Source organism: Sulfurimonas sp. ST-27 (assembly GCF_048081595.1).
GTDB classification, from domain to species: domain Bacteria; phylum Campylobacterota; class Campylobacteria; order Campylobacterales; family Sulfurimonadaceae; genus Sulfurimonas; species Sulfurimonas hydrogeniphila.
In genome coordinates, this window is the sequence record NZ_CP182226.1 from 1,147,484 (window position 1) to 1,160,993 (window position 13,510).

Below are 13,510 nucleotides of genomic sequence, written 5' to 3' on the forward strand. Positions count from 1 at the left end.
TTTAGTGTTCTGTTTTCTTAGAACCTTTATTTAGATGAATGAAGGGACGCTCCCATCATCACCAATATTTATTGCAAGATTATAGAGCTGTATGTCTTTAACATGCCAATACTCAGATTCAATATTAGTTAAATGCTCTCTAATTTTTAGTGAAACGGCTGGAAGTAGTTCACCTAATTTTGTCACTATTTCGTCGATGTAATGTTCATGAATATCATAAGCATCTCCAAAAGCTTTCTGGCTTTCTAAAAAATAATCACTAATTGACTTTAATTTCCACTCAATTTGAAAATGTAAACATAAAAAATGTATATTTTCATAGAATACTTTAAGATATAGCACTCTATCAATATCGACTCCCATAAAACAGTCCCTACCAATATTTTCTTCAATGAAATTCGTATAACGGGCATAATTTGATAAGAAGGTATTGATATTTATTCCTAGGTTTTTCCAATTCTTATCGGAAAAATAGGAAAATAAAAAACTTTTTAAACTTGCAATTTCAAGTTTATCTTTCTTGTAAATCTTATATGAAAATGTATTTTGTTCAATATATAAATAGAAGTTTTTTCTAACTGATTCTTTAACTGATGAATAAAAAACTTCTTCAGTTTCTAAATCAACAAGACATATAAAGACTGGAGTTGGAAACTTCATCCAGTAATTTGTTGTTGATATATTTATTCCTGCGAAAGTAAAATAGTCATTCTTTGTCCATTTTATTTTTTGTTTACCTTTTAGTTGAATTGAAATTAGCTCACCTGTAACTTGATTTTGATTGTTTACCAATTCTATATAACAATCTATACCATAGTCTCGTTCACTAACTTCTCTAATAATCCAATGGTCAGGTATATTTCTAGAAAATATTTTATAAGAACTGGTTTCTGTTACATGCTTTGTATCTCTGATTGGTAATTGCACTCTATTTTCCCCTCTGTGTTCTATTTAATAGGAGACATTATATACACATAAACCTTAAAAAACAAAAATAGTGAGACGTGATAATTGTCTTTCTATTTTTAAAAATATGACAGTTTGCAATAAAAATTAGTTTAAAACAAAAAAAGAGCTACTATTGTAAAAATTCTAAATGTACCTTTTACTGAAAAATAGTCTAATAGTTGGACAAAATGTCTTTCTAATAAAGATAAACTGTAGAGAAAGGACATAATGTCTGTCTAGTTCTATAAGGAGTTATTATGCAAATGAAGAAAAAACTACTTGATTTGGTTCGTGAAAAAATTAGATTTAAGCATTACAGTATTAAAACAGAGCAGTCTTATACTGGCTGGATAAAACAGTATATATTTTTTCATAAAAAAAAGCATCCCGTTGAAATGGGCAAGAGTGAGATAGAAGAATTTTTAACTTACTTGGCAGTTAAGAGAAAAGTAAGTCCTGCTACACAGAATCAAGCTTTTTCTGCACTTTTATTTTTATATACTCAAGTTTTAGATATAGACTTGTCAAATGAAAATATTCAGGCTTTACGAGCACAAGAAAGAAAACATATACCAGTTGTTTTAACCAAAGATGAAGTACAGAAAATTTTAGAAAATCTGACAGGGATATATCAACTTATAGTATATCTTATGTATGGCTGTGGCTTACGAATGAGCGAAGTGTTAAATATAAGGATTAAGGATATAGATTTTGGATTTGATAAACTTTATATATGGGATTCTAAAAGTTTAAAAGATAGAACAGTTCCTCTTCCTCAAGTAATAAAGCAAAGACTTTTTGCACAAATTGACTATGTTAAAGGCATACATGCTAAAGATATAAAGGATGGATACGGCTCTGTATATATGCCTCATGCTTATGAAAGAAAATCTCCAAAAGCAAAGTTTGAAACAAAGTGGCAATATATTTTCCCTATGACTAAAGTCTCAAAAGACCCTCGGAGTGATACGATTAGAAGGCACCATATTCATCCAAAAACATTAGGCAGAAATATAAAAGCAGCAGCACAAAAAGCAAACATAAATAAACGTGTGACTTCACATATATTTCGACATAGTTATGCGACTCATTTACTGCAAGCAGGCATAGATTTAAGAAGTATTCAAGAATTACTTGGGCATAAATCAGTTGAGACACTTAAGTGGTTACACCACACTTTCGCTTTAGCGACGGTGGTATCGGCATTTAGTGCCAGACATGTAGTTTCTGAGATGAACAAAGCAAAACTCATAAGTCCTTTGGACTTTTAAAAAGGCAAAAGAATGATAGAAAGATTTTACTTGAAAGATTATTTGAGTTTTAAAGAAGCGGAGCTTAATTTGCAATCGGGTCTGGTTGTGTTTACCGGTCCCAGCGGGAGCGGGAAGTCTATACTTATGGAGTCTATACTTTCATCGCTCGGAGGTGCGTCTTGTGATGCTTCTGTTTGTGAAGCAAGTGTTACCTGGACGATTGACGAAGAGGAGTGCGGCATTGAAAATGATGATATCAACGTGTTTAAACACATCAAAAAAGAAAAATCACGTTACTTTATTAACAACCAAAGCCTTTCTCGCAAAGCTATCAGTCGGGTTGCATCTCAGTATCTCCGTCATTTGAGTTTAAAAGACTTCAGCGATTTTGAAAATGAAAACCTGCTTGACATTTTAGATAAAAGGGCAGAGAGCAAATCCCAAAAAATTGCGAAGATAAAAGAGTCCTATAAAAAAAGCTTTTTAGAATATCAAGAAGTAAAAAAAGCATTACATGTAATAGAAGAAGAAGAGAGAAAAATTGTTGAGTTAAAAGAGTTTGCAGCGTATGAGATAAAAAAAATAGAAGACATAAACCCTGTTATAGGCGAAGATGAAGAACTGTTGCAAATTAAAAAAGCGCTTTCAAAAAAAGAGAAAGTTTTAGGCAGTATAGAGTCGGCAAATGAGATTTTCAATTACGAGCATTTGGTTTCATCTGCCCTGGATGCTTTGGATGAATCGAGCAGTTTTTTTGATGATGCCATGAATGAGTTGCGAAGTATCTTGGAGAGTTCGCAGGAGCGTTTTAGCGCATTGGATGATGTTGACGTGGAGGAGGTGCTTAACCGTATAGAGGCCTTAAGCGGACTCAAACGCAGGTACGGAAGCATAGAAGAAGCACTGGAGTATAAAAAGCAAAAAGAGCTTGAACTTGTAAAATATGAAAATATTGAAAGTGCAAAAAACGATTTGCATACAAGGTATGAAAAGCTCTCTGCAGAAGTTAAAGAGCTTGCCGATGCATTGAGTTCCTGCCGTGAAAAAGCTTTGCCGGGTTTTGTCAAAGACTTAAATCGCTACTTGCATAATTTGTATTTAAGAGATGCAAAGATCCACATGCGCACAACACCATACAGCCTTTACGGACAGGACAAGCTGGAGATTGAACTCAATGACACGGAACTTTCCAAAATAAGTACGGGTGAGTTTAACAGGCTCCGTCTGGCAGTTTTGGCTTTAAAGTCAGAGTTTATGAGCAACAACGGCGGGGTGTTGATGCTGGATGAAATAGATGCGAATCTAAGCGGTGAGGAGTCTATGAGCGTGGCAAAAGTTCTCAAACAGCTCTCTGAACATTTTCAGATATTTGTGATTTCCCATCAGCCGCAGCTTACTTCTATGGGAAATCAGCACTTTTTGGTCTATAAAGATGGTAAAATATCAAAAACAAAAGAGCTGAACATGAACGAACGAGTCGATGAAATAGCCAGAATCATCAGTGGAGAGACTGTTTCGAGTGAAGCCAAAAAGTTTGCAAAAGAGCTGCTGGAAGCCAATAAATGTGTTTCGTAATCTCAATTGTAGGACTGTTTTTGGCATACAGTTTTTACAATGCAGGCAATACACTCCTCGCAGGCGGTTCTGTTTTGGTTTCTGTGTTTTTTATATTTTTAATGATACGAAACATATTACATGTAAAGAAGAGAAGAGAAAAGAAAAATGATAATTGACACACATATACATTTGGATGATGACCGGTATGATGAAGATTTGGATGCGGTGTTGGAACGTGCCAGAGAGGGTGGGGTGAAGCGTTTTATCATTCCCGGAGCGGATGTAAGTACTTTGGAAAAAGCTATCAGCATTGCGGAACGCTATGAAGATGTCTATTTTGCCATAGGTGTGCATCCGTATGATATCGAGGGTTTTGATATGTCCTGCTTTGAAAAGTACGTGGAACATAAAAAATGTGTGGCAATCGGTGAATGCGGGCTGGATTACTTTCGTCTTGAAGGCAGTGATGCAGAAAAAGCACAGGAAAAAGAGGCGCAGGCAAAGGTTTTTGCAGCGCAGATAGAGTTTGCCAAAAAACACAAAAAGCCTTTGATAGTCCATATCCGCAACGCTTCGCATGATGCAAAAATGCTGCTGCTGGAGCATAATGCAGGTGAAGTGGGTGGTGTGCTGCACTGTTTCAATGCCGACGATGAGCTTTTAAGTTTGGCAAATGAAAACTTCTACTTTGGCATAGGCGGTGTTTTGACTTTTAAAAATGCCAAAAAGCTCGTCAATATTTTACCACGTATACCAAAAGAGAAACTCCTTATAGAAACAGACGGTCCGTATCTGACGCCTACACCGCACAGAGGAGAGAGAAACGAACCGCTTTATACGACTCTTGTGGCACAGAAAATGTCAGAAATCTTAGAGATTCCAAGAGAGGAAATAGAAAATTTGACCACAGAAAATGCCCTGAAACTCTTTCATATTTCTTAATATCATTGTGGTTACAACTTTTTTTAATAGAATTTTGGCTAAAATAGCATAAATTAAAATTAAAAAGTTGTCTATGATTAAATATATATTAACCCTGTGTTTCCCGTTTCTTCTTTTGGCGAATTTGACGTATGAATCAAACTACAACAAAGAACTGGCATTGTTGGACTCATTTGATATAGAACCGTCATTTTTGTATGATCCTGTAATGAACAGAATGAAAGCAAAAACATTGTCAAGAGACAAACATTTTTTCAAGGCGATGGAAGATGCCTATCTGTTTATTCCTGCCATTAAGAGTACACTCTCAAAATACAATGTTCCTCAGGAGTTTCTCTATCTTGCCATGGCTGAATCAAATTTTCACACAAAGGCCTATTCTAATAAACGAGCAGCCGGGCTGTGGCAGTTTATGCCCGCAACAGGCAAACTTTTTCATCTGAAAATTGACGAGTATGTAGATGAGAGACGCGATTTGATCAAATCAACCGAAGCGGCGGCAAAATACCTTTCAGCACTGCATAAGCGGTTTGGAAAATGGTATTTGGCTGCCATTGCCTATAACTGTGGCGGCGGTGCGTTAAGCAAGGCAATCAGAAAGGCAAAAACAGACAAACTTTCTGTTTTACTCAATCCTAAAAAACACTATATCCCGAGAGAGAGCCGCTACTATATCCGCAAAATTGTTGCCCTTGCCCTGATAGGCAGTGACGAGCAGTATATGCTGCACAGTGAGTATGAGTACCTTTTAAATCGTGCAAATGCCTACTCGATTGCAACCGTGAAACTGCCCCGCGGAGAGTCCTTGGCACGACTCTCAAAACTTATTCATATTCCCTTAAAAGATTTGAAAAAGCTCAATAGACATTTAAAATATGATTTTGTTCCGCCATATGCAGATGGATACGATGTATATATACCATATATCAAACTCGCAGAATACAAGCAAAAGTATTTTCAGGAACCCATACAGAATATCTACAAGATACATGTAGTCAGACGGGGAGAAAATCTTTCCCGTATTGGCAAAAAATACGGTGTTTCGTACAAGGTGATTAAAGATTTCAACAAACTGCGCACAAACCGTTTACGAATCAAACAAAAGCTTGTCATTCCCATAGCCAAAAACACTAAACACAAAAAATTTAAAAGTACGCATTATTATATGGTAAAAAAAGGTGATTCTTTAGGCTCCATCGCAAGAGCCCATAAAATCAGCATTAAAAACATACGGGCACAAAACAACATCAAAGGATCTTTGATTCGGGTCGGCGAAAGGTTGAAGCTGTATGAATAAAATACTTTTTTTATCGGTGCTTGGTATTACTCTGTTTACAAGCGGATGCAGCACAAGAGGACCAAGCAGCTACATACATCATAAATACTCAAGCCCTGCATACAGTCAGAAAAAATATTCACATCCGACGATGCGTCCTTATGTGGTACACGGAAAACGGTACTATCCGACTGTCGTAAGTGTCGGAGACAGATTCCGAGGCAATGCAAGCTGGTACGGACCGAATTTTCACGGAAAGTTTACATCTAACGGTGAAAGATACAATATGTGGGATATGACAGCTGCACATAAAACACTGCCGATGAATACCATTGTAAGAGTGACCAACAGAAGAAACGGAAAAAGTACGGTGGTTCGCATCAATGACAGGGGGCCTTTTGTCTCGACAAGAATCATAGACCTCTCAAAAGCGGCAGCCTCAAAAATCGACATGATAGGCACGGGAACTGCTCCTGTAACACTTGAAGTGCTTGGTTTTGCAGGAAAAGGCAAAAACAAGATACCAAATAAAAAACAGTTGAAAAAATCACCTAAGAGTGTGGAATTAAGCAGTTTTGCATTGCAGATTGCCTCTTTTTCAAATATAAACGGCGCAATAAGGACACAGGAAAAGTATAATAATACAGACGGATATACAACAGTCATCAAAGATATGCAGACACCAAACGGCAGAATGTTCAAAGTCTGGCTCAAAGGCTTTAAAAGTGAACAAGAAGCAAGAGACTACAAGGCAAACGGCATATTCAAAGGTGCATTTATAGTGAGAGAGGATTAAAAATGATTACAAAAACAAGAACAACCAAAGAGACAGATATAACAGTATCACTCGATATCAACGGTACAGGCAAAAGTAATATTAATACAGGTGTCGGCTTTTTAGACCATATGCTTGAGAGTTTTTCCAAACACTCTCTCATTGATTTGGACGTTACATGTAAAGGGGATACGCATATAGATGACCATCACAGTGTTGAGGATGTGGGCATTGTTTTAGGCTCTGTGCTTGCTCAGACTCTTTACCCTGTAAAAAATATGGAGCGTTTTGGGAGTGCAAACATTGTGATGGATGAGGCATGTGTCTCCTGCGATTTGGATCTGAGCAATCGTCCTTTTTTGGTCTATGAACTCAGTGTCAGTGGAAAAGTAGGGCAGTTTGATACAGAGCTTGTTGAAGAGTTTTTTCGTGCCTTTGCCTTAAATGCAAGAATAAGCATGCACATTATAGAGTGCCGCGGGAAAAACAAACACCACATTATAGAAGCGGCATTTAAGGCGGTCGCTGTTGCACTCAGACGGGCAACGGCAAAGAATGAGAGAGTCGGCATACCAAGTACAAAAGATGTTTTATGATTAAACTGATAGTATTGGATGTTGACGGTTGTTTAACTGATGGTAAACTTATATACTCGGCAGAGGGATTTGAAAGCAAAAATTTTAATGTAAAAGACGGACTTGGCATAACAACCTGGATAAAAACGGGAAATCAGGTTGCCATTATAACAGGAAGAAACTCCTCTATCGTTGAAAAAAGAGCCAAAGAACTGGGAGTGCAGCATTTGTACCAGGGTATACGGGACAAAGAGAGTATTCTAAGAAAAATCATTGTTGAACTCGGTCTGGAGTTTTATGAGGTTGGCGTAATCGGCGATGACCTGAATGACTATAATATGCTGCGTCTTGCCGGGAGAAGTTTTACTCCGAGTGACGGGCATGATGCAATTAAAGAACTTGTCAATACAACACTCTCAAAAAGCGGCGGCAATGGTGCGGTAAGAGAGATGATAGATATTTTAGTGAAAGAAAATGACCAAAAAGAAGCATTTTTATCTGTCTGGGTGTAAGGAGTAAAAAATCAATATCAATATATTTTTAACCTTTGTCATTATGCTTTTGCTGATGATATTTTTCATGTTCAAACCTATGGATGTAAAAATACACCATTTTACAGATGTGCCACTCTTTGAATTGAGTGATTTTACGATGTATGAACTTGATACTCACGGATTGGCGACAATTTTACTTGGAAACACCGGAACAAGATACGCTGAGAGATATGAGATAAAAGATATGGACTATACCGACAATTCGAAAAAATATATTGCAAATATGGTCTCTGACCTGGGTGTATATAAAAATGAAATCGTCAAGCTGAGCGGTCATGTTGTCTATGTGCGAGAAGACGGACTGACATTTAAAAGCCAAGAAGCACTTTACAATAAAAAAACAGCAGATGTAGTCAGCAATACAAAATACACTGCCTACCTGAATGACAATGTAGTCATCGGCGACTATATAAAATACAATAACATTACAAAAAAGATTTATTCTAAAAATGTTATTGCTACATATCAATTAAAAGAGGAAAAATAGATGAAATATCTACTTGTACTAACACTTTTTTTACAGACTCTACTCTTTTCACAAGAGCTTAAAATCAAAGCAGATGAGTTCAGAGGCGACCAGAAAAAAGGTATTTCAGTTTTTACCGGACATGTCAGAATTAAAAAAGTCAATGATGAACTTAACGCCTCCCAGGTTACAGTATATACAGACAAAAATAACAAGCCCACAAAATTTGTAGCTGTCGGAAATGCTTCTTTTGTAATAAAAACAGTAGAGGGAGCAAACTACAGAGGTGTTGCACAAAAAGTCGTTTACCTGCCTTTAAAAAAAGAGTATCACTTTTTTGGAAATGTACATCTGCAACAACTCAACGAGAAAAAAGAGATTTTCGGTGATGAAGTTATTTTGCAGGCGATAAGCGGGAAAGCCTATGCCAAAGGTGTTGCAAAAGAGCCTGTCATTATGATATTTGATATAAAAGACGAAAAGGAAAAAAAATGATAGACATTGTTGAGGCAAAGTTTATAACATCGGCTCCGAATGTCAATGCAGCTCCGGAATCCGAAGAACAGAACGAAGTAGTTTTTATGGCACGCTCAAATGTTGGAAAAAGTTCACTGCTCAACGCTTTGACAAATCACAAAGGGTTGGCTAAAGTCTCTTCAACTCCCGGAAAAACAAAGCTTATAAATTATTTTGATGTTACTTTTTTAAACAGAGAATCTTCTGAAAAACTTGTGGCAAAGTTTGTAGACCTGCCTGGTTTTGGCTACGCAAAAGTAGCAAAATCTCTCAAGCATGATTGGGAAAAAAATCTGACAGACTATATAGCCAACAGGGAAGAGATAAAGATTTTTATACACCTTATAGATTGCAGACATCCCCATTTGGAAATAGATACGGCAGTGAGTGATTTTCTTTTTAGCACGGCAAGAGAAAACCAATATATACTGCAAATATTTACAAAAATTGACAAATTAAATCAAAAAGAGCAAAGTGCACTTCGAAAAGAGTTTCCAAATGCTTTAATGGTTTCAAGTGCGAAAAAAAGAGGAATCAATAAAATTGTTCAAGTCATTTATGGAATACTGCAAGAGAAGACAGATGAAGGTTGACTACATCAAGGCGAAACTCTCAGATATTGAAAAAATGAGAGATCTGGTACAGCCTGAAGTGCAGAGCGGTATCATTTTAGAAAGAAGCGAGGATGAAATCGCAACAAATATCCGTTCGTATACTTTGGCTTTTATAGCTGATGAACTTGTCGGTTTTGCGGCACTCCACATCCACACAAGATATCTTGGCGAAATACGCTCTTTGGTTGTAAAAGAGGGGTTTCGGGGACAGAAAATAGGAGAAAACCTGGTTGAATGCGCTGTTGATGAGGGCAGAGCACTCGGTCTTCAAAAAGTACTGAGTCTCACCTACAAGCAATCTTTTTTTGAAAGACTGGGATTTGTGGAAATTCCAAAAGAGTCCCTTCCCGAACATAAAATTTGGGCCGATTGTATTAAATGTAAACACTTTCCGATATGCAACGAAGTATCTCTCATCAAAAACCTGTAATCTCACTCTTTTATATAGTGCTTTTTGTACTGTATGACAGTCTGGGCACTATTTATCCGTTTTTGCCGCCAATGCTGACACTTCTGTATGTACTTTTTGCCCGTGCACTTGACAATGACGACACACTCTCTGTTTTTGTTGTTGTGCTGTGTCTTGTTGTTTTTGAAGCCAACTACGGATATATGCTTTTGAGTGCAGTTGTCTATTTTTATGTATTGTATAAATTTATTATGCCTCAAATCACCAAAAATTCCAACTGTTCAGTTTGTATTCGAGCACTGACAGCCATCCTTGTCTATCTTGGTTATTTTCTTTTTCTGACACTGTTGTCAAATATTTTTTTATTGCCGCAGCCAAATATAAATTACTATATAATTTACTATATAGTAATTGAATTCTTTTTAATAGGTCTCTTATGAAAATAAAATTTATTATTTTTGTGTTTGTATCAATCTGGCTGGCACTTATAGTGCGCGTTTTCTATCTGGCCGTTGAATCAAACAGTTACTACAGCAGGCTTTCATTGCAAAACACCATCAAACATGAGCAGATAGCACCTGTCAGAGGTGAGATAGTAGACAGATACAATCGACCTGTAGCTATTAACAAACTTGGATTTAAAATCCAAATTGCACCTCATTTGCTCTTGAAAAAACATAAAAACGAATTTAATGACACCGTTTCTTTTTTAAAGAAAGCACTGCCTGATTTAGACAAAGAAAAAATTATTAAAAACTACAGAAAAAAAGACTCATACTATAACCACAACTTCATAGATGTTGTCCATTTCATACCATATGAAAAAATGATGCCGGTATATTCTATGCTGAACCTGCGAAAAAACATTAAAATTCTTCCAGCACCCAAAAGATACTATCCGTATAAAAATATTGCTGCACATATGATAGGCTATGTTTCTCGTGCAAACCAAAAAGATATTGACAAAGACCCTCTGCTTGATCTCATAGGCTATACCGGAAAAACAGGTCTTGAAAAATACTATAATTCTTACCTGCAGGGTACACCTGGAGTAAAAGAGATAAAAGTCAATGCCAACAATCGGGAAGTGGAGGAGTTAAGTTATAAAAGTCCTGATGAGGAGAGAAAACTGAAACTTACGCTTGATATGGAGTTGCAAAAGTACATCTCAAAGCTTTTTGAAGGCAAGGTAGGTGCTGTAATTGTTATGAATGTTGACGGTTCCATTTTAGCTGCGGGCAGTTATCCAAATTATGACTTAAATATTTTTGTTTCCGGAATGTCCTATAAAATGTATGATGAACTCTCATCAAGTCTTGATCACCCTTTTACAAATAAAATGACACACGGTTTGTATCCGCCAGGTTCGACCATTAAACCTCTTTTGGGGCTTTTATATATCACTACGGACTTGAATGAATACTGGAGTGTTGACTGCCGCTCAAACCTGAAGTTAGGCGGAAGAACGTTTAGATGCTGGAAGAAAAAAGGGCACAGACACACCAACATCACAAAAGCAATACGGGAGAGTTGTGATGATTTTTTCTATAAAGGAAGCCTGGTACTGGGCAATAAAAAAATGAGTGCCGGCTTAAAACGCTATGGTTTTGGTAAAAAAACAGGTATAGATTTGCCCAATGAATTTATAGGTGTTGTTCCCTCCCGTGAATGGAAGCTACGAAAATACCATAAAATATGGAATATAGGCGAAACGGCAAATATGGCAATCGGGCAGGGTGATTTTCTTGTAACGCCTATACAGATTGCCAGAGAAACAGCGCTTATGGCAACCGGAAAGCTGCCTACTCCACATTTTGTTTCTTTGATTGGAGATAAAAAGTATAAAAGCAGCTACAAAAATGTGTTGAACAAAGTGGAATTGAAAAAACTTCCTGTTATCCAAAAGGCGATGTATCAGGTATGTAATTCTCCTCACGGAACGGCCACGAATTATTTGCATGTAAAAGTAAAAATAGCAGGCAAAACAGGGACGGCACAGGTCATAGGTATAAAACAGGATATTTTAAAAAGAAAGAAGGAACATGAACTCTCTTACTACAAGAGATCACATGCCTGGTTTACAACTTATGGACCGTATAAACATCCTCAGTATGTTGTAACTGTTATGGTAGAACACGGCGGACACGGCGGGCATGCAGCGGGTTCTATAGTTTCTGACATATACAACAGGCTTTTAGAACTTGGGTATATCAAGAAAAAATAATTTTATGCAAAAGAATTTTGAATAAACAGTGCTAAAATTATAAGCAGAAAAATGCCTCCGGCTTTGTTGTACAGCTTGTTTGCCAAAACAAACAAAAGCGCTATGGAGGCTGCAGCAAGAATAAGCATGTCAAATTTTGTAGCTGCCAGATTTACACTCAGCGGATTCAAAAGAGCCGCACCTCCTAAAACCATAGAAAAATTGGCTACATTTGAACCTATGATATTTCCTATACTCATCTCGGCATTGCCTTTTTTTACGGCGACAAGAGAGACGACAAGTTCAGGCAAAGAAGTACCCAAAGAGATTAAAAACAGACCGATAATCCACTCACTTACATGTAAACTTCTTGCTATATTTGTACCGCTCTCTACAACAAAATTGGCGCCTCCGATTGTTAAAACAAAACCAATACCCAACAGTACAGCACTTTTTAACCAATTAAATTTTTCTTTGACCAAATCTTCATCTATTTCACCTTCAAGCTCTTCTTTGTTGCTTGAAAACAAAAATATGATATATGAAACCATCATAAGTAAAAACAAAGCACCGTCAATGCGGCTGATCTTTCCGTCAAGCGTCATAATAAAAAAGATTACCAGAGGCACAATAACCCAGGCACTGTCTTTTGAGAAGAGATCCCTGTCCGGATTCATGGATTTCGCAATCATAAAAACAATACCCAGTACCAAAGTGATATTAAAAATGACACTTCCTACGACATTGGCAACGGCCATATCGCTTTTTCCGTGTGCCGATGCCACCATAGAAGCCGCCATTTCCGGCAAAGAGGTGCCAAAAGCCACCAAAGTCGCACCGATGACAAAGTGTGAAATGTTAAAGTGCAGTGCAATCCGTTCTGACTCTTTAATGATAAAATCAGCCCCGTAAATCAAAGCGGCCATTGCCGAAATAAATATAATATAATCCATTGTTAAGTACCTATCCCTGTGTTCTTACTATTAAACTTTTCGGAAGCTGAAACTCATTAATGAGCCGTTCTTCTTCTTCTCGCATTTGGCCATTATCTGTTTCATGATCATATCCAAGGAGATGTAAAAGTCCGTGTATAAAAAGGAGTGTAAATTCATCTTCTTGTGTATGCTTGAACTCTGCAGCTTTTTCACGTACAAAATCATAAGAAACAACTATGCTTCCAAGTGGACTCATAGGCATCTCTTCATAGGGAAAACTGAGTACATCGGTTGGTTTGTCTATGTTTCTATACTCTTTGTTTATTTGCCGTATCTCATCATTTGCAGTAATGACAAGTTCTATGTCTTTATCTGTCATACTTAAAGCAATTTTTTGGAGCAGCGTGTTGTTTACTTCAAAAGAAGTTTTGTTGTCAATATCTATCATAAGTGGAATTATAGCAGATGAGAAAACATCTGCCAAGAA

General features: G+C 37.0%; 17 protein-coding genes. 14 read left to right on the forward strand and 3 right to left on the reverse strand.

The genetic code is table 11. From position 1 onward, the window contains the following. Nucleotides 1-30: 30 nt before the first annotated feature. Entirely contained in the window at nt 31-927 is an 897-nt protein-coding gene (locus tag ACM66U_RS06140) for a DUF4365 domain-containing protein (RefSeq protein ID WP_418640331.1), read from the reverse strand. A 278-nt stretch (nt 928-1,205) separates the two neighbouring features. Here ACM66U_RS06140 and ACM66U_RS06145 point away from each other — a divergent pair, with 278 nt between their 5' ends. From ACM66U_RS06145 to mrdA, 14 genes are all read left to right on the forward strand, one after another. Further along, the gene (locus tag ACM66U_RS06145; RefSeq protein ID WP_418640332.1) at nt 1,206-2,219 is read left to right on the forward strand and encodes an integron integrase; all 1,014 of its coding nucleotides are present in this window, start codon (nt 1,206-1,208) and stop codon (nt 2,217-2,219) included. A 12-nt stretch (nt 2,220-2,231) separates the two neighbouring features. Next, the gene (locus ACM66U_RS06150) at nt 2,232-3,776 is read left to right on the forward strand and encodes an AAA family ATPase (RefSeq protein ID WP_418640333.1); all 1,545 of its coding nucleotides are present in this window, start codon (nt 2,232-2,234) and stop codon (nt 3,774-3,776) included. Next, a complete protein-coding gene (locus ACM66U_RS06155; protein ID WP_188110063.1) occupies nt 3,764-3,934 on the forward strand; it encodes a hypothetical protein in 171 nt (56 codons plus the stop codon). The genes ACM66U_RS06150 and ACM66U_RS06155 overlap by 13 nt, the downstream gene beginning before the upstream one ends. Then, the gene (locus ACM66U_RS06160) at nt 3,924-4,700 is read left to right on the forward strand and encodes a TatD family hydrolase (RefSeq protein ID WP_418640334.1); all 777 of its coding nucleotides are present in this window, start codon (nt 3,924-3,926) and stop codon (nt 4,698-4,700) included. The genes ACM66U_RS06155 and ACM66U_RS06160 overlap by 11 nt, the downstream gene beginning before the upstream one ends. A gap of 73 nt (nt 4,701-4,773) precedes the next feature. Further along, complete coding sequence (locus tag ACM66U_RS06165; RefSeq protein WP_418640335.1) at nt 4,774-5,997, forward strand: LysM peptidoglycan-binding domain-containing protein; 1,224 nt, start codon at nt 4,774-4,776, stop codon at nt 5,995-5,997. Then, nucleotides 5,990-6,772 carry a septal ring lytic transglycosylase RlpA family protein gene (locus tag ACM66U_RS06170; RefSeq protein ID WP_418640336.1) on the forward strand — a complete coding sequence of 261 codons (783 nt, stop codon included), beginning with the start codon at nt 5,990-5,992 and terminating at the stop codon, nt 6,770-6,772. Before ACM66U_RS06165 ends, ACM66U_RS06170 begins: the two co-directional genes overlap by 8 nt. 2 nt (nt 6,773-6,774) lie before the next feature. Beyond that, a complete protein-coding gene (gene hisB / locus ACM66U_RS06175) occupies nt 6,775-7,347 on the forward strand; it encodes an imidazoleglycerol-phosphate dehydratase HisB (RefSeq protein ID WP_346388770.1) in 573 nt (190 codons plus the stop codon). Further along, nucleotides 7,344-7,838, forward strand: a complete 495-nt coding sequence (locus ACM66U_RS06180; protein ID WP_418640337.1) for a KdsC family phosphatase — start codon at nt 7,344-7,346, stop codon at nt 7,836-7,838. Before hisB ends, ACM66U_RS06180 begins: the two co-directional genes overlap by 4 nt. Nucleotides 7,839-7,905: 67 nt before the next feature. Beyond that, entirely contained in the window at nt 7,906-8,367 is a 462-nt protein-coding gene (locus ACM66U_RS06185; protein WP_418640338.1) for an LPS export ABC transporter periplasmic protein LptC, read from the forward strand. After that, nucleotides 8,368-8,841 (forward strand): lipopolysaccharide transport periplasmic protein LptA, encoded by a 474-nt coding sequence (lptA, locus tag ACM66U_RS06190; RefSeq protein ID WP_418640339.1) that lies wholly within the window; start codon nt 8,368-8,370, stop codon nt 8,839-8,841. Continuing rightward, nucleotides 8,838-9,455: a ribosome biogenesis GTP-binding protein YihA/YsxC gene (yihA, locus tag ACM66U_RS06195; RefSeq protein ID WP_418640340.1), complete on the forward strand. Its 618-nt coding sequence runs from the start codon at nt 8,838-8,840 to the stop codon at nt 9,453-9,455. The genes lptA and yihA overlap by 4 nt, the downstream gene beginning before the upstream one ends. Next, nucleotides 9,445-9,906 carry an N-acetyltransferase gene (locus ACM66U_RS06200; protein WP_418640341.1) on the forward strand — a complete coding sequence of 154 codons (462 nt, stop codon included), beginning with the start codon at nt 9,445-9,447 and terminating at the stop codon, nt 9,904-9,906. Before yihA ends, ACM66U_RS06200 begins: the two co-directional genes overlap by 11 nt. Then, complete coding sequence (locus tag ACM66U_RS06205) at nt 9,873-10,325, forward strand: hypothetical protein (protein WP_151900299.1); 453 nt, start codon at nt 9,873-9,875, stop codon at nt 10,323-10,325. The genes ACM66U_RS06200 and ACM66U_RS06205 overlap by 34 nt, the downstream gene beginning before the upstream one ends. After that, nucleotides 10,322-12,109 (forward strand): penicillin-binding protein 2, encoded by a 1,788-nt coding sequence (mrdA, locus tag ACM66U_RS06210; RefSeq protein ID WP_418640342.1) that lies wholly within the window; start codon nt 10,322-10,324, stop codon nt 12,107-12,109. The genes ACM66U_RS06205 and mrdA overlap by 4 nt, the downstream gene beginning before the upstream one ends. Before the next feature lie 2 nt (nt 12,110-12,111). Here mrdA and ACM66U_RS06215 read toward each other — a convergent pair whose 3' ends face one another. Both ACM66U_RS06215 and ybeY read right to left on the reverse strand, forming a co-directional pair. Then, on the reverse strand, nt 12,112-13,041 hold the full coding sequence (locus tag ACM66U_RS06215; RefSeq protein ID WP_418640343.1) for a calcium/sodium antiporter: 930 nt from the start codon (nt 13,039-13,041) through the stop codon (nt 12,112-12,114). A gap of 10 nt (nt 13,042-13,051) precedes the next feature. Then, the gene (gene ybeY, locus ACM66U_RS06220) at nt 13,052-13,471 is read right to left on the reverse strand and encodes an rRNA maturation RNase YbeY (protein ID WP_418640344.1); all 420 of its coding nucleotides are present in this window, start codon (nt 13,469-13,471) and stop codon (nt 13,052-13,054) included. Nucleotides 13,472-13,510 lie beyond the last annotated feature (39 nt).